At 69.7% G+C, this 19,617-nt stretch carries 19 protein-coding genes and 1 riboswitch; of the genes, 15 read left to right on the plus strand and 4 right to left on the minus strand.

Translation table 11 applies throughout. The features are described 5' to 3' along the window. The 3 genes from ACWD5F_RS25290 to ACWD5F_RS25300 all read left to right on the plus strand — a co-directional run. The coding region (locus tag ACWD5F_RS25290; RefSeq protein WP_451257592.1) for a cytochrome c oxidase subunit I at window positions 1-924 on the plus strand (924 nt) is incomplete at its 5' end. Continuing rightward, on the plus strand, window positions 921-1,319 hold the full coding sequence (locus tag ACWD5F_RS25295) for a cytochrome c oxidase subunit 4 (protein ID WP_401727433.1): 399 nt from the start codon (window positions 921-923) through the stop codon (window positions 1,317-1,319). The genes ACWD5F_RS25290 and ACWD5F_RS25295, both read left to right, overlap by 4 nt. 130 nt (window positions 1,320-1,449) lie before the next feature. Next, window positions 1,450-2,712, plus strand: coding sequence for an Ig-like domain-containing protein (locus ACWD5F_RS25300; protein ID WP_451257594.1), 1,263 nt, complete (start codon window positions 1,450-1,452; stop codon window positions 2,710-2,712). 101 nt (window positions 2,713-2,813) lie between these two features. On the opposite strand, the gene ACWD5F_RS25305 is transcribed toward ACWD5F_RS25300, so the two are convergent. Beyond that, window positions 2,814-3,215: a hypothetical protein gene (locus ACWD5F_RS25305; protein ID WP_451257596.1), complete on the minus strand. Its 402-nt coding sequence runs from the start codon at window positions 3,213-3,215 to the stop codon at window positions 2,814-2,816. A 178-nt stretch (window positions 3,216-3,393) separates the two neighbouring features. Between ACWD5F_RS25305 and ctaE the strand changes: the two genes are divergently transcribed. The 6 genes from ctaE to ACWD5F_RS25335 all read left to right on the plus strand — a co-directional run bounded on the left by ctaE (window position 3,394) and on the right by ACWD5F_RS25335 (window position 10,513). Beyond that, window positions 3,394-4,014, plus strand: coding sequence for an aa3-type cytochrome oxidase subunit III (gene ctaE, locus ACWD5F_RS25310; protein ID WP_401727430.1), 621 nt, complete (start codon window positions 3,394-3,396; stop codon window positions 4,012-4,014). A gap of 80 nt (window positions 4,015-4,094) precedes the next feature. After that, on the plus strand, window positions 4,095-4,904 hold the full coding sequence (gene qcrC / locus ACWD5F_RS25315; protein ID WP_401727429.1) for a cytochrome bc1 complex diheme cytochrome c subunit: 810 nt from the start codon (window positions 4,095-4,097) through the stop codon (window positions 4,902-4,904). Continuing rightward, on the plus strand, window positions 4,901-5,956 hold the full coding sequence (qcrA, locus tag ACWD5F_RS25320; protein WP_401727428.1) for a cytochrome bc1 complex Rieske iron-sulfur subunit: 1,056 nt from the start codon (window positions 4,901-4,903) through the stop codon (window positions 5,954-5,956). The genes qcrC and qcrA overlap by 4 nt, the downstream gene beginning before the upstream one ends. Beyond that, window positions 5,953-7,596 (plus strand): cytochrome bc1 complex cytochrome b subunit, encoded by a 1,644-nt coding sequence (qcrB, locus tag ACWD5F_RS25325; RefSeq protein WP_401727427.1) that lies wholly within the window; start codon window positions 5,953-5,955, stop codon window positions 7,594-7,596. Before qcrA ends, qcrB begins: the two co-directional genes overlap by 4 nt. A 133-nt stretch (window positions 7,597-7,729) precedes the next feature. Further along, window positions 7,730-8,794 carry an anthranilate phosphoribosyltransferase gene (gene trpD / locus ACWD5F_RS25330; protein WP_401727426.1) on the plus strand — a complete coding sequence of 355 codons (1,065 nt, stop codon included), beginning with the start codon at window positions 7,730-7,732 and terminating at the stop codon, window positions 8,792-8,794. Window positions 8,795-8,870: 76 nt separating this feature from the next. Then, a riboswitch (SAM riboswitch) is annotated at window positions 8,871-8,987 on the plus strand. A 164-nt stretch (window positions 8,988-9,151) separates the two neighbouring features. Beyond that, the gene (locus ACWD5F_RS25335; RefSeq protein WP_451257600.1) at window positions 9,152-10,513 is read left to right on the plus strand and encodes an aminotransferase class V-fold PLP-dependent enzyme; all 1,362 of its coding nucleotides are present in this window, start codon (window positions 9,152-9,154) and stop codon (window positions 10,511-10,513) included. A 32-nt stretch (window positions 10,514-10,545) separates the two neighbouring features. On the opposite strand, the gene ACWD5F_RS25340 is transcribed toward ACWD5F_RS25335, so the two are convergent. Together ACWD5F_RS25340 and ACWD5F_RS25345 are read right to left on the minus strand one after the other, a co-directional pair. Beyond that, window positions 10,546-10,827 carry an Lrp/AsnC family transcriptional regulator gene (locus ACWD5F_RS25340; protein ID WP_124004215.1) on the minus strand — a complete coding sequence of 94 codons (282 nt, stop codon included), beginning with the start codon at window positions 10,825-10,827 and terminating at the stop codon, window positions 10,546-10,548. Beyond that, window positions 10,824-11,567 (minus strand): rhomboid family intramembrane serine protease, encoded by a 744-nt coding sequence (locus ACWD5F_RS25345; RefSeq protein ID WP_451257602.1) that lies wholly within the window; start codon window positions 11,565-11,567, stop codon window positions 10,824-10,826. Before ACWD5F_RS25345 ends, ACWD5F_RS25340 begins: the two co-directional genes overlap by 4 nt. Before the next feature lie 156 nt (window positions 11,568-11,723). Between ACWD5F_RS25345 and ACWD5F_RS25350 the strand changes: the two genes are divergently transcribed. The 5 genes from ACWD5F_RS25350 (at window position 11,724) to ACWD5F_RS25370 (ending at window position 17,099) form a co-directional block, all read left to right on the plus strand. Further along, window positions 11,724-11,963 (plus strand): hypothetical protein, encoded by a 240-nt coding sequence (locus tag ACWD5F_RS25350; RefSeq protein ID WP_401727423.1) that lies wholly within the window; start codon window positions 11,724-11,726, stop codon window positions 11,961-11,963. Window positions 11,964-11,999: 36 nt separating this feature from the next. Next, a complete protein-coding gene (locus ACWD5F_RS25355; protein WP_451257604.1) occupies window positions 12,000-13,343 on the plus strand; it encodes an NYN domain-containing protein in 1,344 nt (447 codons plus the stop codon). 248 nt (window positions 13,344-13,591) lie between these two features. Then, window positions 13,592-14,626, plus strand: coding sequence for a C40 family peptidase (locus ACWD5F_RS25360; RefSeq protein WP_401727421.1), 1,035 nt, complete (start codon window positions 13,592-13,594; stop codon window positions 14,624-14,626). Between the two features lie 232 nt (window positions 14,627-14,858). Next, window positions 14,859-15,875, plus strand: coding sequence for an NlpC/P60 family protein (locus tag ACWD5F_RS25365; RefSeq protein WP_451257606.1), 1,017 nt, complete (start codon window positions 14,859-14,861; stop codon window positions 15,873-15,875). A gap of 33 nt (window positions 15,876-15,908) precedes the next feature. Further along, window positions 15,909-17,099, plus strand: a complete 1,191-nt coding sequence (locus ACWD5F_RS25370) for a hypothetical protein (protein WP_451257608.1) — start codon at window positions 15,909-15,911, stop codon at window positions 17,097-17,099. Here ACWD5F_RS25370 and ACWD5F_RS25375 read toward each other — a convergent pair. Continuing rightward, a complete protein-coding gene (locus ACWD5F_RS25375; RefSeq protein WP_451257610.1) occupies window positions 17,056-18,300 on the minus strand; it encodes a glycosyltransferase 87 family protein in 1,245 nt (414 codons plus the stop codon). The genes ACWD5F_RS25370 and ACWD5F_RS25375 overlap by 44 nt on opposite strands. Window positions 18,301-18,420: 120 nt before the next feature. Here ACWD5F_RS25375 and ACWD5F_RS25380 point away from each other — a divergent pair, with 120 nt between their 5' ends. Continuing rightward, window positions 18,421-19,563 carry a glycosyltransferase family 4 protein gene (locus tag ACWD5F_RS25380; protein ID WP_451257612.1) on the plus strand — a complete coding sequence of 381 codons (1,143 nt, stop codon included), beginning with the start codon at window positions 18,421-18,423 and terminating at the stop codon, window positions 19,561-19,563. Window positions 19,564-19,617 lie beyond the last annotated feature (54 nt).

Raw genomic sequence — 19,617 nt, forward strand, 5'->3', positions numbered from 1 at the left:
TACATCATCGCGCTGCCGTTCTTCGGCATCATCTCCGAGGTCATCCCGGTCTTCTCCCGCAAGCCGATGTTCGGCTACATGGGCCTGATCGGCGCGACCATCGCCATCGCCGGTCTGTCCGTGACGGTGTGGGCGCACCACATGTACGTCACCGGCGGTGTGCTGCTGCCGTTCTTCTCCTTCATGACGTTCCTCATCGCCGTGCCAACCGGCGTGAAGTTCTTCAACTGGATCGGAACGATGTGGAAGGGGTCCTTGAGTTTCGAGACCCCGATGCTCTGGGCGACCGGCTTCCTGATCACCTTCACCTTCGGTGGTCTGACCGGTGTCATCCTGGCCTCGCCGCCGATGGACTTCCACGTCTCGGACTCGTACTTCGTGGTGGCGCACTTCCACTACGTGGTGTTCGGCACGGTCGTCTTCGCGATGTTCGCCGGGTTCCACTTCTGGTGGCCGAAGATGACCGGCAAGATGCTGGACGAGCGGCTCGGCAAGATCACGTTCTGGACGCTGTTCATCGGCTTCCACGGCACGTTCCTGGTCCAGCACTGGCTGGGCGCCGAGGGCATGCCGCGTCGTTACGCCGACTACCTGGCGGCCGACGGCTTCACCGCCCTGAACACGATCTCGACGATCAGCTCGTTCCTGCTCGGCATGTCGATCCTGCCGTTCCTCTACAACGTGTGGAAGACGGCCAAGTACGGCAAGCCGGTCGGCGTCGACGACCCGTGGGGCTACGGACGCTCGCTGGAGTGGGCGACGTCCTGCCCGCCGCCGCGGCACAACTTCCTCACCCTTCCGCGGATCCGCAGTGAATCCCCGGCGTTCGACCTGCACCACCCGGAGATCGCCGCTCTCGACCAGCTCGAGAACGCGCCTCACGGTGAGAAGGCTCTGGCCGGTGGCAAGGAGGCTGGCAAGTGAAGGTCCAAGGCTGGATGTTCATGTGGCTGAGCGTCTTCGTCCTCGCCATGGCGGTCGTCTATGGCGTGTGGTCGAAGGAGCCGGCCGGTACCACGGCGCTCTTCCTGGCCTTCGGTCTGTGCATCATGATCGGCTTCTACCTCGGCTTCACGGCCAGGCGGGTCGACGTAGGCGCCCAGGACAACAAGGAAGCGGACGTCGCTGACGACGCCGGCGAGGTCGGGTTCTTCAGCCCGCACAGCTGGCAGCCGCTCGCCCTCGGCATCGGCGGCGCGCTCGCCTTCCTGTCGATCGCGATCGGCTGGTGGCTGCTGTACTTCTCGGCCCCGATCCTCATGGTCGGCCTGTACGGCTGGGTCTTCGAGTACTACCGCGGTGAGAACCGCACCCAGTAGCACGCCCGGCGCGTTCTGGAGCCCGGACACTCCGTCAGGAGGGTCCGGGCTCCTGCTTTTGCCGCACTTCCGGTCCCCCGTAAGAGTTACTCGGCGCGCCGCCGCTGACATACGTCCATAACGTGACGGTATGAACCACTCTCCGCGCACCCGCACCGTCGTCAGCTGCACGCTGCTGGTGATCGCCCTAGGCGCGGGCGGTACCGCTTGCGGCAGCGGCGGCAACCCGCTCTCCGCGAAGCCGTACGACGCGACGGACCAGATCTCCTTCAACGGCCCCACCGACGACGGCAAGAAGGTCGACCCGGACAAGCCCCTGGAAGTGACCGCGTCGGACGACGACGGCCGCATCACGGACGTCACCGCCATGGACGCCCAGGGCCGCTATGTGACGGGCGAACTCAGCGCCGACGGCACTCGCTGGCACAGCACCTCCCCGCTGGCCGCCAGCGCCCACTACACGGTCCGGGTGAGCACCGAGGACGACGACGGCGCGCCCGGCCGCAAGGTGCTCGCCTTCGACACCAGCAAGCCCACCGCCAAGAAGCCCCTGACGGTGAAGTTCGGGCCGGAGGGCGGCAAGTACGGCGTCGGACAGCCCGTCACGGCCGAGCTGAACAAGCCGGTCAAGGACAAGGCGCAGCGGGCGATCGTGGAACGCGCCCTGCGGGTCGACTCCGTACCCGCCGTGCAGGGCGCCTGGTACTGGGTGGACGACAAGGAACTCCACTACCGGCCCAAGGACTACTGGCCCACCCACGCCACCGTGAAGGTCCGCAGCGAGCTGGACGGCGTGAAGATCAGCGACCGCCTCTGGGGCGGCGCCTCCAAGCCCCTGAAGCTCAGCATCGGCGACCGCGTCATCGCCGTCACGGACGCCTCGTCACACTCCATGACCGTCTGGAAGAACGGCAAGGAGATCAACGAACTCCCGGTCACCACGGGCAAGCCCGGCTTCGAGACCCGCAACGGCGTCAAGGTCGTACTGGGCAAGGAGTACTTCGTACGTATGCGCGGTACCACCGTCGGTATCGCCGAGGGCTCCTCGGACAACTACGACCTGCCCGTCTACTACGCGACCCGCGTCACCTGGAGCGGCGAGTACGTCCACGCGGCTCCCTGGTCCGTCGGCTCCCAGGGCTACGAGAACGTCAGCCACGGCTGCACCGGCATGAGCACCAGCAACGCCGAGTGGTTCTTCGACAACATCCGCCAGGGCGACGTCGTCAAGGTCGTCAACTCCGACGGCAACGAAATGGAGCCCTTCGGCAACGGCTTCGGCGACTGGAACGTCAACTGGAAGAAGTGGCGGGGCGGCAGCGCCCTCATCGCCAACACCCCGGACGCACCGAGTCCGGAGGACACGGCACGTCTCAGGCCGGCAGCGGTGTGACCCACCTGGGGGCGCGGGGCTGTGACATTTGCGGCTCCGCCGCGTGGGCGCGACAAGCCACAACGGGCCCGCAGCCGCCGTACAACCGCGCCCCCGAGCTCCTAGGCGCTCAGAGCCTTCTTGTCACGCAACAGGGACGCCAGAGCAGCCGCGAACTCCACCGGGTCCACAGGCAACGTCACAGCCGCCTCGGCCCGACTCCACGTGGCGAGCCACGCATCCTGAGGCCGCCCGATCAGCAGAAGCACCGGCGGGCAGTTGAACACCTCGTCCTTGATCTGCCGGCACAGCCCCATGCCCCCCATCGGCGCGGACTCACCGTCGAAGACACAGACGTCGATCCCGCCCTTGTCCAACTCCGAGAGGACCGCCGCCGGGGTCGCACACTCCAGGAACGAGACCAACGGCGCATCCGGAGCCGGCCGCCGGCCCACCGCGAGCCTCACCTGCTCGCGCGTGTTGGAGTCGTCGCTGTAGACCAGCACCGTGGCAGTCGACTGCATTGTTCCTCCGCGTCTTCGATCGGGAACCCGGGGGGCCGCTGCGGCGGATGCTACTCCCTTGAACACGCCGTCAACACCTGTTGGAACACCGCTTCGATGGGCCATACGGGCAGTACACACGGTGCGGACACTCCGAACGGCACCCCCCGGAGTGAGGGCGGGATAAGCGACCGACATAATGTCGGTCGTGGCGACAGCAACGACAGTAGAAACCGGGCACGCGCACCCGTCGGTCAACCGGCCGAACCTCACCAGCGTCGGAACCATCATCTGGCTGAGTTCCGAGCTGATGTTCTTCGCGGCCCTCTTCGCGATGTACTTCACCCTGCGATCGGTGACCGGTCCGGATCATTGGAAGGAGATGGCGAGCCATCTCAACCTTCCGTTCTCCGCGACCAACACCACGATCCTGGTGCTCTCCTCCCTCACCTGCCAGCTCGGTGTCTTCGCCGCCGAGCGCGGGGACGTGAAGAAGCTCCGGGGCTGGTTCATCGTCACGTTCGTGATGGGTGCGATCTTCATCGGCGGTCAGATCTTCGAGTACACGGAGCTGGTGAAGGAGGACGGACTCTCGCTCTCCTCGGACCCGTACGGCTCGGTGTTCTACCTGACCACCGGCTTCCACGGCATGCACGTGACGGGCGGCCTGATCGCCTTCCTGTTCGTCCTCGGCCGCACCTACGCGGCCAAGAGGTTCACGCACGAGCAGGCGACCGCGGCCATTGTCGTGTCCTACTACTGGCACTTCGTCGATGTCGTCTGGATCGGCCTCTTCGCCACGATCTACCTGATCAAGTAGGCGGGCCCGCTCCCGCGTGCGTCCCGTGGACGCACTTTCCAGAAGCATCGACGCAGAAGATCCTGACACCGGGGTAATCCGTGAAAAAGCTCTCCGCACGACGACGCCATCCGCTGGCGGCTGTCGTCGTCCTACTCCTCGCGCTGGCGGCCACTGGGGGGCTGTACGCCGCGTTCGCTCCCGCGAGCAAGGCGCAGGCCGATGAGACCGCCCAGTCCCTTGCCATCGACGAGGGCAAGAAGCTCTACTCCGTAGGCTGCGCAAGCTGCCACGGCACCGGCGGTCAGGGCACCTCCGACGGTCCGAGCCTGGTGGGCGTGGGCGCCGCCGCGGTCGACTTCCAGGTCGGCACCGGCCGTATGCCGGCCCAGCAGCCGGGCGCGCAGATCCCGAAGAAGAAGGTCATCTACACGCAGGCCGAGATCGACCAGCTCGCCGCGTACATCTCCTCCCTCGGCGCCGGCCCGTCCGTTCCCACGAAGGCCGAGTACGGCCCCGACGGCGCCGACATCGCCAAGGGTGGTGAGCTCTTCCGCACCAACTGCGCCCAGTGCCACAACTTCACCGGCAAGGGCGGTGCGCTGACGCACGGCAAGTTCGCGCCGGACCTCGAAGGTGTCGCCCCCAAGCACATCTACGAGGCCATGCAGACGGGCCCGCAGAACATGCCGTCCTTCCCCGACACCACGCTGTCGGAGAAGAACAAGAAGGACATCATCGCGTACCTGAACGCGGTCAACGGCGACGACACCGAGAGCCCTGGTGGCCTCGAACTGGGTGGCCTCGGGCCGGTCAGTGAGGGCCTCTTCGCCTGGGTCTTCGGACTCGGCGCGCTGATCGCGGTCGCCGTCTGGGTCGCCGCTCGGACCGCAAAGGCCAAGAAGTCATGAGTAGCCAAGACATTCCAGAAGAGAACCTGCCCGCTGAGCAGGACGCGCACGGCGCGGTAGGCGTCGCGAACGAGCAGGACCCGTTCGCCGACCCCGGACTGCCGCCCCACGAGCACCGGGTGCAGGACATCGACGAGCAGGCCGCCAGGCGGTCCGAGCGCGTCGTCGCCTTCCTGTTCACGGTGTCCATGCTCGCCACCGTCGGCTTCATCGCCTCCTACGTGGCGATCCCGCACGACAAGGCGATCTTCGTCTTCCCGATCGGTCACATCAACGCGCTGAACTTCGCGCTCGGCCTGACCCTGGGCCTCGCACTGTTCTCGATCGGCGCGGGCGCGGTCCACTGGGCCCGCACCCTGATGTCCGACGTGGAGATCGCCGACGAGCGGCACGCGATCGAGGCCACGCCCGAGGTCAAGGCCAAGGTGCTGGCCGACTTCAAGCAGGGCGCCAAGGAGTCCGCGCTCGGCCGTCGCAAGCTGATCCGCAACACGATGTTCGGTGCGCTGGCCCTGTTCCCGCTCTCCGGCGTCATGCTGCTGCGCGACCTCGGCCCGCTGCCCGGGACCAAGCTCCGCCACACCATCTGGTCCAAGGGCAAGCTGCTCGTCAACATGAACACCAACGAGCCGCTGCGCCCCTCCGACGTCGCGGTCGGCTCGCTGACCTTCGCCAAGCCCGAGGGCCTGGAGGAGCACGACGAGGAGTTCCAGACCGAGATCGCCAAGGCGGCCCTGATGATCGTCCGGCTCCAGCCGGACAACATCAAGGACAAGCGCGAGCTCGAGTGGTCGCACGAGGGCATCGTGGCGTACTCGAAGATCTGCACCCACGTCGGCTGCCCGATCTCCCTGTACGAGCAGCAGACGCACCACGTGCTGTGCCCCTGCCACCAGTCCACCTTCGACCTCTCCGACGGTGCCCGAGTGATCTTCGGCCCCGCCGGGCACGCCCTGCCGCAGCTGCGCATCGGCGTGAACGACGAGGGCTACCTCGAGGCGCTCGGCGACTTCGAAGAGCCCGTCGGTCCTGCATTCTGGGAGCGCGGATGAGCACCAACGAGAGCACCGCAAGCAACGAGCCCCGGCGCGGCAAAGCCCCGGCGGGCGAGCGCGTCGCCGACTGGGCGGACGGCCGGCTGGGGATCTACGGGTTGGCCAAGGCCAACATGCGCAAGATCTTCCCCGACCACTGGTCGTTCATGCTGGGCGAGGTCTGCCTCTACAGCTTCATCATCATCATCCTCACGGGTGTGTACCTGACGCTGTTCTTCCACCCGTCGATGAACGAGGTGGAGTACCACGGCAGCTACATCCCGCTGCAGGGCCAGATGATGTCCGAGGCCTTCAACTCGACCATGCACATCTCCTTCGATGTGCGCGGTGGTCTGCTGATCCGGCAGATCCACCACTGGGCCGCGCTGATCTTCCTTGCCGCCATGTTCGTGCACATGATGCGCGTGTTCTTCACGGGCGCGTTCCGCAAGCCGCGTGAGGTCAACTGGCTGTTCGGCTTCCTGCTGTTCGTCCTGGGCATGTTCACCGGCTTCACCGGTTACTCGCTCCCGGACGACCTGCTCTCCGGCACCGGTGTCCGCTTCATGGAGGGCGCGGTCCTGTCCGTGCCGATCGTCGGCACGTACCTGTCGTTCTTCCTCTTCGGCGGCGAGTTCCCGGGCGGCGACTTCGTCGCACGGTTCTACTCGATCCACATCCTGCTGCTGCCGGGCATCATGCTCGGGCTCGTGGTCGGCCACCTGATCCTGGTCTTCTACCACAAGCACACGCAGTTCGCGGGCCCCGGAAAGACGAACAACAACGTCGTCGGCATGCCGCTCCTGCCGGTCTACATGGCCAAGGCCGGAGGCTTCTTCTTCCTGGTCTTCGGTGTCATCGCGGCCGTCGCGGCGATCGCCTCGATCAACCCGATCTGGGCCATGGGTCCCTACCGGCCGGACATGGTCTCCACGGGCGCCCAGCCCGACTGGTACATGGGCTTCTCCGAGGGCCTGATCCGTGTCATGCCGGGCTGGGAGATCAACGCCTGGGGCCACACGCTCGTCCTGGGCGTGTTCATCCCGCTGGTGATCTTCCCGCTGGTCCTGGTCTCGATCGCGGTCTACCCGTTCATCGAGTCCTGGGTCACCGGCGACAAGCGCGAGCACCACATCCTGGACCGTCCGCGCAACGTCCCGACGCGTACCGCGTTCGGCGCCGCGTGGATCTCCTGGTACTTCGTCCTGCTCGTCGGTGGCGGCAACGACCTCTGGGCCACGCACTTCCACCTGTCGATCAACGCGATCACCTGGTTCGTCCGCGTCGGCTTCTTCGTCGTGCCGGTCCTCGTGTTCATCGCCACCAAGCGGATCTGCCTGGGCCTCCAGCGCCGGGACCGCGACAAGGTGCTGCACGGCCGCGAGTCGGGCATCATCAAGCGCCTGCCGCACGGTGAGTTCATCGAGGTGCACGAGCCGCTCAGCCAGGACGCGCTGCACACGCTCACCGCGCACGAGCAGTACGTGCCGGCCGCGATCGGCGCGACGGTCGACGAGAACGGCGTCGAGCGCAAGGTCAAGGGCTCCGAGAAGCTGCGCGCCAAGCTGAGCGAGGCGTACTACGGCGAGGAGTCCCAGATCCCCAAGCCGACCGTCGAGGAGTACAAGGAGATCACGAGCGGCCACGGCCACCACTGATCGCTGAGGCGTCGCCACGCCACAGTCGAAGGGCCCCGTCCGAACACCGGACGGGGCCCTTCGCCGTGCCGCGCGCTGGATAGGGTGGGGCACGTCTTGTGAAGCACCTTCTACGACACCCAGGAGCGGCCGTATGAGCGCTGTGACCCCCGCTGGAGGCGACATCGCGGCGGGCCGTTCCTGGCCCGAGGTACTGAACTCCCTGCTGTACGGCAAGGACCAGGACGCCGACGCCACCTTCTGGGCGATGGACCAGATCATGCGCGGCGAGGCGACGGACGCGCAGATCGCCGGGTTCGTCGTGGCGCTGCGGGCCAAGGGCGAGACGGTCGAGGAGATCACCGGTCTGGTGCGCGCGATGTACGCGCACGCCAACGTGATCGAGGTGTCCGGCAAGACGGTGGACATCGTCGGCACCGGCGGCGACGGCGCGAAGACGGTGAACATCTCCACGATGTCCTCGATCGTGATCGCCGGCACGGGCGCGAAGGTCGTCAAGCACGGCAACCGGGCCGCGTCCTCCGCGTCCGGCGCCTCCGACGTCCTGGAGCGGCTCGGCGTCAACCTGGAGCTGACCCCGAAGCGGGTGGCCGAGGTCGCCGAGGAAGCCGGGATCACCTTCTGCTTCGCGATCAAGTTCCACCCGGCCCTGCGTCACGCGGGCGCCGCGCGCGGCCAGCTGGGCATCCGCACAGTGTTCAACGCGCTGGGCCCGCTGACCAACCCCGCCAGGGTGCGGGCCCAGGCGGTCGGGGTCGCTGATCCACGGATGGCGCCCATCATCGCGGGCGTCTTCGCCGAGCGGGGCAACTCCTCCCTGGTGTTCCGCGGCGACGACGGCCTCGACGAGCTGACGACCACGGCCACCTCCCGGGTGTGGATCGTCCGCGACGGCAAGGTCACCGAGGAGTCCTTCGACCCCCGTGACGTGGGCCTTCCGCTGGTCCCGGTGGAGGCGCTGCGCGGCGCCGACCCCGAGTTCAACGCCGGCGTCGCCCGCCGGCTCCTGGACGGCGAGACGGGCCCGGTGCGGGACGCCGTACTCCTGAACTCGGCGGCCGCCCTGGTGGCCCTGGAGCCGGGTGACGAGCCGCTGGCGGACCAGCTCCGGGCCGGGATGGAGAAGGCGGCGGAGTCGATCGACTCGGGCGCCGCCAAGCGGACCCTGGAGCGCTGGGCGGCGGCCAGCAACGCGTAGCGGTACGGCGGTCGTCGTCCCGCGATCCGGACACGGGTTGCGGGACGACGATCACCTCACGTAAGTTTTTGGACCAGGTCATGAGTGACAGTCATGAGGCCCCGGCCGACTGTCCGGCAACCCTCCGTCCGTGGCGGGGTGCCCCGGGTGAAGACCAGGCCGTAGGCAGCGAGGTCTGCGGCAAGCGCGGGCCCCTCGAAAGACACCAGGGGTCCTGGTCTCGAGGGAGTTCTCTGTGAGCAAGCGAATGCGATAGGGCGCCGAGCCCCGCCTCCGCATACCCCCTTCACCTTTCTCCTGCGCCGGAGCCATGTCCGCCCGCGCAGTGAATTCGCCTGCCTCTCACGGGAGTTCGCCATGTCTGTCGCCACCGCTGCCGCCGCCACCTCCGTCTGTGCCCCGCTGCCCGTCCTGGGCCGGGACGTCACCGTCCCGCTCGTCACGGGCGGCGAAGTCACCTACGCGGCGCTCGACTACGCGGCCAGCGCCCCGGCCCTCCAGCGCGTCTGGGACGACGTGGCGGCCTACGCCCCGTACTACGGCAGCGTCCACCGCGGCGCCGGCTACCTCTCGCAGCTCTCCACCGACCTCTTCGAGAACGCCCGCCGGACGGTCGAGGAGTTCCTGGACTGCCGCCCCGACGACCAGCTGATCTTCACCCGCTCCACCACGGACTCCCTCAACCTCCTCGCCGCGGTCCTGCCCGCCGACTGCCAGGTCTTCGTCTTCGAGACCGAGCACCACGCCTCGCTGCTGCCCTGGCAGGACGCCCGCGTCACCTACCTCAACGCCCCGCGCACCCCGGCCCAGGCCGTCGAGACCCTGGAGCGGGCCCTCACCGCCCGTGACCCCTACGGCCCGGCCCTGGTCTGCGTCACCGGCGCCTCGAACGTCACCGGCGAGCTGTGGCCGGTCCGTGAACTGGCCGCCGCCGCGCACGCGCACGGCGCCCGGATCGTCCTGGACGCCGCCCAACTCGCCCCGCACCACCCGGTGTCCGTCCAGGACCTCGACGTCGACTGGATCGCCTTCTCCGGCCACAAGCTGTACGCGCCCTTCGGCTCCGGCGTCCTGGCCGGCCGCGCCGACTGGCTCCAGGCGGCCGACCCCTACCTCGCGGGCGGCGGCGCCAGCCGCAAGGTCAGCCGGCGCGAGGACGGGGGAGTGGACGTGGAGTGGCACGACACCGCCGCCCGCCACGAGGCCGGCTCCCCGAACGTCATCGGCGCCTACTCCATCGCGTCGGCCTGCAAGGCGCTGACCGAGGCGGGCTTCGACACGCTGGTCGCGCGCGAGCAGCACCTGATCGAGACAGTGCGGGTGGGTCTGGCGGAGGTCCCGGAGGTGCGCGTCCTGTCCCTCTTCGGCGATGACGCCCCGCGCGTGGGCGTCATCTCCTTCGTCGTCGACGGCTGGAACAGCTCCCACTTCGCCGCCGCCCTCTCCGCCGAGTACGGCATCGGCGTCCGCGACGGCCTCTTCTGCGCCCACCCGCTGCTGCGCACCCTCCTGGGCACCGACCCCCAGACCCAGGGCGAATGCGGCGCTCCCGAGGCGGCCCCGGGCGAGAAGTCCCTCAACGCGATCCGGGTGAGCTTCGGCGCGGGCACCCCCGACGAGCACGTCGAGCGTTTCATCGGTGCCGTGAAGGAACTGGTGACGGCAGGCGCCAAGTGGACCTACCACACGGAGAACGGCCGCTGCGTCCCGGCGGTGTGAGTGGTTTTCGCCGGGAGGCGGTCTTCAGGTGGTCAGGAGTCCAACCCGATCGCGAAGGCCGCCTCCAGGTCATGCTGGGAGTACGTCCGGAACGCCACGTGCGTGTCCGTGCCCTCCACACCGGGGATCTTGCTGATCCGCCCGGGGATGACCTCCGCGAGGTCCTCGTGCTCCTTGACCCGAACCATCGCGATCAAGTCATACGTACCCGTCACGGAGAACACCTCGCTCACAGATTCCAGCGAGGCAATCGACTCCGCGATCTCGGGGATCCGGTCCACGCTGGTCTTGATGAGGACGATCGCGGTGATCACGGCTGGTTCTCTCCCTCGGGGGCCGGAGCTGGGGCGGCCTTCACTCTAGTCGTACGGCGGAATCGGGCCCACGCGTAACCGAAGCCCAGCGAGAAGCCCACCAGGTGCGCCAGATACGCCACCCCGGGCCCCTGCTCCGCCCGCCCCGCCGCCACCCACTGCAGCGCCGCCCAGAACGGCAGCACGACCCACGCGGGGAACCGCATCGGCAGAAAGAACAGGAACGGCAGCAGGCTGGTCACCCGCGCCCCGGGGAACAGGTACAGAAACGCACCGAGGATCGCCGAGATCGCCCCCGACGCTCCCACCAGGGACTGCTCGGAGGAGGAGTTGGCGGCCGCGTACCCCAGCAGGGCGAGGTAGCCGCAGACGAGGTAGAAGAGCGTGAACCGCACGCGGCCCATCCGCTCCTCGGTCATCACACCGAAGACGTAGAGGAAGAGCATGTTGCCGAGCAGGTGGACCCAGCCGCCGTGGATGAAGAGGGCCGTGGCGGGGGTGAGGACGGATCCCGCGGGGTCCGCGACGAGGTCCGCCGGGACCACGCCCCAGCGGTGGAAATAGGCGCGCTGCGCGGCGAGCAGCGCGTCCCCGGAGCCGTAGGCCGGATTCAGCCCCGAGGCCGGGCCGACCGCGAAGACCAGACAACAGACCGCGATCAGCCCGTACGTGACCGGTGCCGACGGCATCCGGCCGGTTCTGAACGTCCTGCCGACCGTCGCGCTCCAGTTGCTGATCATGGACACAGAGCATGGCGTAACGGGACGCACACGCACAGACCGCCTCGCCGCCGCGGACGGACGGGCGGCGAGTACGCGCCAGGCCGTAGGGTTACGAGCCACACGCACCGGGGAAGCCGGGCGTCACGGACACTAGAAGGAAAGCGGACAGTCACGATGACGGTTCCCCTCCCCACCGCAGCCACGCGGTGGCGCTGCACTCTGTGCGGCAACCTCACGCGTTTCGACGTGACGCGCTCGTCGAAGGTCGTCGAGTACGTCCACCTCGACCTCGCCGGCGAGCCGAGGGTCGAGGAGCGCGAGGTGGTCAGTGAGACCATCGAGTCGGTGCGCTGCCGCTGGTGCAACGCCGTGGATCAGGTGGAACTCGTGGACAGGCCCGGCGCCGGTTCCTGACAGGGCCGGCCCCGCACAGGTGATGGGGTGTGACGGATGGTGGAGAGCGCAGGCGGGGGGCCGGGCGACGGCACCGCTGAGGTGCTCGACCGTCCGCTGCCCGACGGTGTGCGCCGCCGGGTCGTGCAGATCGTCTCGGACGGGTTCGGCGGCCTGACCGTCGCCGAACTGCCCGCGCAGCTGCGGCAGTACGCGCGGTTCGCCCCCAACCGGCGGGCCAAGTTCGCCGGGAACGCGATGGCGGCCGCGCTGGAGACCGACCCGCTGTTCCGGCAGCGGATCGGGGAGAAGCTGAGAGAGGCCCAGGCGGAGCTCGCGGGCGCCCTCGACTCCGGCTCGCCGCCCCCGGCCGCGGACCCGCTCGATGTGGCGGCCGCGGCCTATGTGCTGCGCCCCACGGGCTGGGTCAAGCTCGTGACGGCCGCCGGCGAGGAGGCCCAGCGGGCCGATGCCGAGCGGGCCGACGAGGAGAGCCGGGCGGAGCTGGAGCGGCTGCGGGCGGAACTGGCGCAGGCGCGGGACGCGACCCGGACCGAGACCGAGCGGCTGCGCGCCGATCTGGAGTCCGCCAGGAAAGAAGCGGAATCGCTTCATCGCAAGCTGCGCGCGGCCGTCAGTGACGTCCGGCGCGGCGAGGCGGCCCTGCGCAAGGTGCACGCCGAGGCGGAGATCCTGCGCGCCGAGGGGCAGACGCAGCTGTCCGCCGCGGAGAGCGAGGCGCGGCGGCTGAAGGCGCGGCTCACCGAGGCGGAGGCCTCCCTGGAGGCCACGCGCAAGGCGGCGCGCGAGGGGCGCAGTGTCGAGGACATGCGCGTGCGCCTGCTGTTGGACACCGTACTGGAAGCAGCCCAAGGGCTGCGCAGGGAGCTGGCGTTGCCGCCGGTGTCCGTGCGGCCCGCGGAGACCGTGGACGCGGTCGAACCGGGACGAATGACCCCGAAAGACATCGCCGCGCGGGCGCTGTCCGAGCACGACCCCGCGATTCTCGACCAGTTGCTCGCCCTGCCCCAGGCGCACTTGGTCGTCGACGGCTACAACGTCACCAAGACCGGCTATCCGCAGATGCCGCTGGAGAAGCAGCGTCTGCGGCTGCTCGGCCAGCTCTCGCAGCTCGCCGCGCAGACCGGCGCCGAGGTGACGTGTGTCTTCGACGGGGCCGAGCTGGCCGCGCCGGTGCTGCTCGCGCCGCCGCGCGGGGTCCGCGTGCTGTTCTCCAAGCCGGGTGTCACGGCCGACGAGTTGATCCGCCAGCTGGTGCGCGCCGAGCCGCCGGGCCGGCCCGTCATCGTCGCCTCCACCGACCGTGAGGTGGCCGACGGGGTCGCCAAGGCGGGGGCCCGGCCGATCGCTTCGGCGATGCTCCTGAAGCGGCTGATCTGAGCGGCTGATCCGAGGGCCTGGCCGGCGCCTGTCCCGAAGGTCAAGCTTGCAGGTTTAACGCCCGAATTGGCGTAATCATCACGCAACGTAGCGTCAATCGACCATGACTGCATGTGAGTTGAGTGCAAAGAATGCACTCTGTGACAAACATTTTTCACGTGAGGATTTGAACTGATCACAAGAAGGTCACTAGGGTCTGGGCTCGAACCTCCGAACGGGTGATCACTCTGAAGAAGGAGCCCGCGTCCGTGGCGTCCCATCGTCGACCCAAGCAGCCGAGTCGGGCACGTGTGACCGTGCTCACTACCGCAGCTGCTGCCGCCGTTGCCATCAGCGCCCAGGCCGCGAACGCCGCGCCGAGTGAGAAGCCCACGAAGAACGAGGTCAAGGAAAAGGTCGACAAGCTCTACGAGCAGGCCGAGCAGGCCACCGAGAAGTACACGGGTGCCAAGGAGAAGCAGGAGAAGCTCCAGAAGGAGATCTCCACCATCCAGGACAACGTCGCCCGCGGCCAGGAGGAGCTCAACGAGCTCCGCTCGTCCATAGGCCTGGCGGCCGCCGCGCAGTACCGCACCGGCTCCATCGACTCCTCCCTCCAGCTCTTCCTCTCGTCGAACCCGGACGACTACCTGGACAAGGCGTCCACCGCCGACCAGTTGAGCGCCCAGCAGGTCGAGGCGCTGAAGAAGATCCAGGAGAAGCAGCGCGAACTCGCCCAGGAGCGCGCCGAGGCCTCCGACAAGCTCAAGGACCTCGCCTCCACCCGCACCGAACTGGGCAAGAAGAAGCAGGAAGTCCAGAGCAAGCTCGCCGAGGCGCAGAAGCTGCTCAACACCCTGACGGCCGCGGAGCGTTCGGCGCTCGCCGACGCCGACGCGCGGGCCAGCCGCAGCTCCAGCGAGCGGGTGGACCTCGGCAACAGCACCTCCGCCAACAGCCGGGCCGCCGCGGCCTTCGCCGCCGCCCAGTCCAAGCTCGGCACCCCGTACGTCTACGGCGCCTCCGGCCCCTCGTCCTTCGACTGCTCGGGCCTGACCTCCTGGGCCTACGCCCAGGCCGGCGTCGGCATCCCGCGCACCTCGCAGGCCCAGGCCAACGCCGGTACCCGCATCTACAACCAGAGCGACCTGCGCGTCGGCGACCTGGTCATCTTCTACGGCGACCAGCACCACGTCGGCCTCTACGCCGGCAACGGCCAGGTGATCCACGCCCCGCGCACCGGCACCGTGGTCCGTTACGAGTCGATCGGCAACATGCCGTTCCAGTTCGGCGTCCGGATCTGATCCGGTTCGGCGTCCGGTCGTGACCGGAAGCGATCGACCGTAAGGCCGCGACGCCGCACCGCCCGAACGGGCGAATTACGACAACTCCAGCTGACCCCGCGCCCCGCCCATGACCTGCGTCTTGGGCGGGGCGTCACGTTGTGTGGTCGCGGAGGTCTTTGGTGGGCCCCCGGTAGCGGGGCTACTGTCTGCCGCGTTTCCTCGTCCGCCAGCGGAAGGAGTGCGGCTTCCCGTGGGGTCCCATCGCCGACTTGCATCGCCGTCCGGGTTCAACCGGGGCGCCGGCACCGCCCTGTGCGCGCTGTCCGCCGCGGCCGCCGCCCTCGGCGCCGTACCGGCGAGCGCCGCTCCGCACACCGACACCAAGGCCGAGGTGGACCGCCTCTACGAGCAGGCGGAGGAAGCCACCGAGGCCTTCAACAAGGCCGACGAGACCTCCGACACGCTGCGCCGCGAGGTGGCCGACTCCCAGGACCGCATCGCCCGCCAGCAGCAGCGCATCAACTCCATGCGGGAGACGCTCGGTTCGCTGGCCGGCGCCCAGTACCGGTCCGGCGGCGTCGACCCGTCCCTCGCGCTGCTCTTCTCCGACGACCCGGACGACTACCTCGACAAGGCCTCCGTCCTGGACCGGATCACCGTCCACCAGACCGGCGAACTCAGGGAACTCGAGTCCGCCATGCGCGAACTCGCCCAGGAGCGCTCCGAGGCGACACAGAAGCTCGCCGAGCTGGAGAAGAGCCGCAAGGCCGTCGCCACCCACAAGAAGACCGTCGAGAAGAAGCTCGCCAAGGCCCGGCACCTGCTCAACTCCCTGCCGTCCACGGAACGCGCCGCCTACGACCGCGCCTCCCGCTCCGGCCGCGTGGAGATCCCCGACCTCGGCGACGCGGCCCCCTCCTCGGCACGCGCGGCAGCCGCGGTGGCCGCCGCCCGCACCGCGCTGGGCAAGCCCTACGTGTGGGGCTCCAGCGGCCCCTCCGGCTTCGACTGCTCGGGCCTGATGCAGTGGTCGTACGCGCAGGCCGGCGTCCATCTCCCGCGCACCTCGCAGGCCCAGCGCTACGCCGGCCACCAGGTCCCGCTCTCCCAGGCGCAGCCCGGCGACCTGGTCACCTACCGGTCCGACGCCAGCCATGTCGCGATGTACATGGGCAACGGCCAGGTGATCCACGCGCCCTACCCCGGCGCGCCGGTGCGCTACGACCCGGTCGGCATGATGCCCGTCTCGTCGGTCACGAGGGTCTGACCACACCCGGCGCCGCGGCCGTACGATCGTAAAGTGGCTGGTCGAGGGCGGGCGTCGGGATCCGGAGCGGTGGCGCTCGTTCTGCTGCTCGTCTGCCTGGTGGGCTGCGGTGGCAAGCCCGCCGCCACCACCGACCGCAAGGACCTCCAGCGAGTTCTGGACCGGCGCGCGAGTGCCGTCATGGAGCGCGACCGCACGGCCTTCCTGAAGACGGGCGCGCTCAGCTGGTTCGAGAACCTGCGCGGGGTGCCGCTGGCGAGCTGGTCCTACCGCGTCACCGCCCTGCACCGTTCAGGCGACACCGCCACCGCCGACGTCGACCTGCACTACCAGGTCCAGGGCTACGACAAGGCCCCCGTCACCGCCGGCCGCACCCTGACCCTCAGCCGGGGGCAGGACGGGCAGTGGTACGTGGACGCCGAGGCGCCCGCCAAGAAGTCCGCCCAGCAGCTGTGGGACCAGGGCGAGGTGGCGGTCGTGCGCGGGGCGCACAGCCTCGTCCTGGGGGTCGGACAGACCAGCGAGGCGCTGCACCGGTACGCGGACCTCGCCGATCGCGCCGTACCGGCCGTGACGGGGGCGTGGGGCCCGGACTGGGCCGGGCACGTCGTCGTGCTCGTACCGAAGTCGCTGGACGGCATGGCGGGGCTGCTGGGCTCGCCCGCGTCCTCCTACCGGGGGATCGCGGCGGTCACCACCGGCGAGGTGGGCGGCGCGCCGAACGCGCCCGCGGACCGGGTCATCGTCAACCCGGACGCGTACGCCGTCCTCGGCGCCCTCGGCAAGCAGGTCGTGCTCACCCACGAGACCACCCATGTGGCCACCCGCGCCCACACCAGTGCGGCCACCCCGCTGTGGCTGTCCGAGGGGTACGCGGACTGGGTCGGCTACCGGGGCACCGGCCGCACCCCGGAACAGGCCGCGCCGGAGCTGGCGCGCGCGGTGGCCGACGACGAGGTGCCCGAGGCGCTGCCCACCGACCGGGACTTCGGCTTCAGCGGCGACGCGACCAAGCTCGCGCAGGCCTACGAGGGCGGCTGGCTGGCCTGCCGGCTGATCGCCGGGGAGTGGGGCGAGCCGAAGCTGGGGGAGTTCTACCGGGCCGTGGGCGACCACAAGGCGCGGGCGGGGTCGGTCGAGGGGGCGCTGAAGAAGGTGCTGGGGACCACGCTGGAGGAGTTCACGGACGCGTGGCGGGCGTACCTTCGGGATCAACTCGGCTGACGGGGCCGGGCAGTGGGGCCGGCTCCTCGCGGGGGACCGTGGCGCGCCACAGGGCGCGGGCCGCGAGGATCGTGGCGAGGACCAGGAGGCCGTTGCGGGCCGCGAGCAGGGTGATGCCCGTGGGGGTGCTCTGGACCACGTCGGAGAACCAGATCGGGAACTCCAGGACCGTCACGAAGCTCGCCAGCAGGACCAGGACCGCGGGCGTGCCCATCCGGCTGCCGCGGAAGCAGACGCTGACCGCCGCGAGGCCGATCAGCCAGACCATGTACTGGGGGCTGATCACCCGGCTCGTGACGGTGAACATCAGCACGGCGACGAAGGCCGCGTCCGCCACCGTGGCCGCCTCGAAGCGGGTGGCCGTCAGGCGCCACAGCAGCAGCCAGCCGAAGATCATGCCGGTGAGCAGGAGGGCGGCCGTGCTGACCGCCTGCACATACGGGCCGACGAACTCCACCGAGCCGTAGTTGAGCAGCACCTGGCCGCTCCAGCCGTGGTGGCGGGCGACGTGGAAGACCAGCGAGCCCAGCGACTCCACCTCGGTGCCGCGGTCGCGCTGGAAGGTGAGGAAGGCGAACGGGCCGGGCATCGCCACCGCGAACAGCGCTGCGATCGCCGCGATCGTGCCCACGGCCCAGGCCCACACCCCGCGCCTGCGGACGGCGACCAGGAGCAGCAGCGGCCACACCTTCAGCATCGCCCCGAAGCCCACCAACGCGCCCATCACGCGCGGGTGCCGGGTGCCGGCCAGCACCGCGGCGACCGCGACGGCGGTGACCATCACGTCGTAGCGGGAGTAGACGGTCGGGCCGAGCAGCGGTACGCCCACCACCCACACCCAGGCACCGCGCAGCGACTTGCCGGGGCGCAGGCCCGCGTACAGCAGCAGGGCGAAGGCGGCCAGGTCGGCGACGAAGGCGAGGACGAAGAACGCGTGCGCGTAGCCGAGGAAGGGCAGCAGCGCGGGCGAGAGGATCGGGAGCGCGGCGGCGGGCGGGTACTGCCAGGTCACGTCGTCCAGCGGGAAGGTGCCGGTGCGCAGCACGTCGTACCAGCCCTGGTAGATGACGGACACGTCGCTGGTGACGTCCGGGCCGGGGAAGACGTAGACCTTGAACACGAAGAGGAGCAGCAGCAGCCTGGTCAGGGCCCAGATCCCCAGCAGCCCCACCAGGGACCGCCTCGCGCCCGTCGTCTTCACGTGATCCCCTGCCGTCCGCTGCCCGCATTGAGGGGAACATGATGGCCCGCTCTTCTGTGAGCGTGCCACAAGCACGGCCGCGCCCGGCCGGGGGCGGGCGGTTCGGTAGGGTCTGCGGCGATGCACAAGACCTTGATCGTGACCAACGACTTCCCGCCCCGGCCCGGCGGCATCCAGGCGTTCCTGCACAACATGGCGCTGCGCCTGGACCCGGAGCGGGTCGTCGTCTACGCCTCGACCTGGAAGCGCGGCCGGGAAGGCGTGGAGGCGACCGCCGCCTTCGACGCCGAGCAGCCCTTCACCGTCGTGCGGGACCGTACGACGATGCTGCTGCCGACGCCGGGGGCGACCCGGCGGGCGGTCGGGCTGCTGCGGGAACACGGGTGCACGTCGGTGTGGTTCGGGGCGGCGGCGCCGCTCGGGCTGATGGCGCCGGCGCTGCGCAGGGCGGGCGCCGAGCGGCTGGTGGCCACCACGCACGGGCACGAGGCCGGGTGGGCGCAACTGCCGGCGGCGCGTCAACTGCTGCGCCGGATCGGGGAGTCGACGGACACGATCACCTTCCTCGGCGAGTACACGCGCTCGCGCATCGCGACCGCGCTGACGCCCGAGGCCGCCGCGCGGATGGTCCAACTCCCGCCGGGCGTCGACGAGAAGACCTTCCACCCCGGCTCGGGCGGCGCCGAGGTGCGGGCCCGGCTCGGGCTGACCGAGCGGCCGGTGGTCGTGTGCGTCTCGCGGCTCGTGCCGCGCAAGGGGCAGGACACGCTGATCCGCGCCTTGCCGAGGATCCTGGCCGCCGAGCCGGACACCGTCCTGCTGGTCGTCGGCGGCGGCCCGTACGAGAAGGACCTGCGCACGCTGGCGCACGAGACCGGCGTCGCCGACTCGGTGCGTTTCACGGGCGCGGTCCCCTGGTCCGAACTGCCCGCCCACTACGGCGCGGGCGACGTCTTCGCCATGCCCTGCCGGACCCGGCGCGGCGGCCTCGACGTCGAGGGGCTCGGCATCGTCTACCTGGAGGCGTCGGCGACGGGACTGCCGGTCGTGGCCGGCGACTCGGGCGGCGCCCCGGACGCGGTGCTCGACGGGGAGACCGGCTGGGTGGTGCGGGGCGACTCCGTCGAGGAGACGGCGGAACGGATCGTCGCGCTGCTGGGCGACGCGGAGTTGCGCCGCAGGATGGGGGAGCGGGGGCGCCGGTGGGTCGAGGAGAAGTGGCGCTGGGACTTGCTGGCGGAGAAGCTGAAGGAACTCCTCTAGACGGATGCGGCGCGGGTCCTCGCCGAGGACACCGCGCCATGACACACCGTCAAA

The sequence above is a fragment of the Streptomyces sp. NPDC002499 genome, assembly GCF_053595415.1.

What these genes read in the sequence shown, in the direction of transcription:
- trpD (WP_401727426.1), top strand. Translation starts at nt 7,730, where the DNA reads ATGAGCGCTGTGACCCCCGCTGGAGGCGACATCGCGGCGGGCCGTTCC.
- qcrA (WP_401727428.1), top strand. Translation starts at nt 4,901, where the DNA reads ATGAGTAGCCAAGACATTCCAGAAGAGAACCTGCCCGCTGAGCAGGAC.
- ACWD5F_RS25345 (WP_451257602.1), bottom strand. Translation starts at nt 11,567, where the DNA reads ATGATCAGCAACTGGAGCGCGACGGTCGGCAGGACGTTCAGAACCGGC.
- ACWD5F_RS25300 (WP_451257594.1), top strand. Translation starts at nt 1,450, where the DNA reads ATGAACCACTCTCCGCGCACCCGCACCGTCGTCAGCTGCACGCTGCTG.
- ACWD5F_RS25380 (WP_451257612.1), top strand. Translation starts at nt 18,421, where the DNA reads ATGCACAAGACCTTGATCGTGACCAACGACTTCCCGCCCCGGCCCGGC.
- ACWD5F_RS25335 (WP_451257600.1), top strand. Translation starts at nt 9,152, where the DNA reads ATGTCTGTCGCCACCGCTGCCGCCGCCACCTCCGTCTGTGCCCCGCTG.
- ACWD5F_RS25305 (WP_451257596.1), bottom strand. Translation starts at nt 3,215, where the DNA reads ATGCAGTCGACTGCCACGGTGCTGGTCTACAGCGACGACTCCAACACG.
- ctaE (WP_401727430.1), top strand. Translation starts at nt 3,394, where the DNA reads ATGTCGGTCGTGGCGACAGCAACGACAGTAGAAACCGGGCACGCGCAC.
- ACWD5F_RS25355 (WP_451257604.1), top strand. Translation starts at nt 12,000, where the DNA reads ATGGTGGAGAGCGCAGGCGGGGGGCCGGGCGACGGCACCGCTGAGGTG.
- qcrB (WP_401727427.1), top strand. Translation starts at nt 5,953, where the DNA reads ATGAGCACCAACGAGAGCACCGCAAGCAACGAGCCCCGGCGCGGCAAA.
- ACWD5F_RS25350 (WP_401727423.1), top strand. Translation starts at nt 11,724, where the DNA reads ATGACGGTTCCCCTCCCCACCGCAGCCACGCGGTGGCGCTGCACTCTG.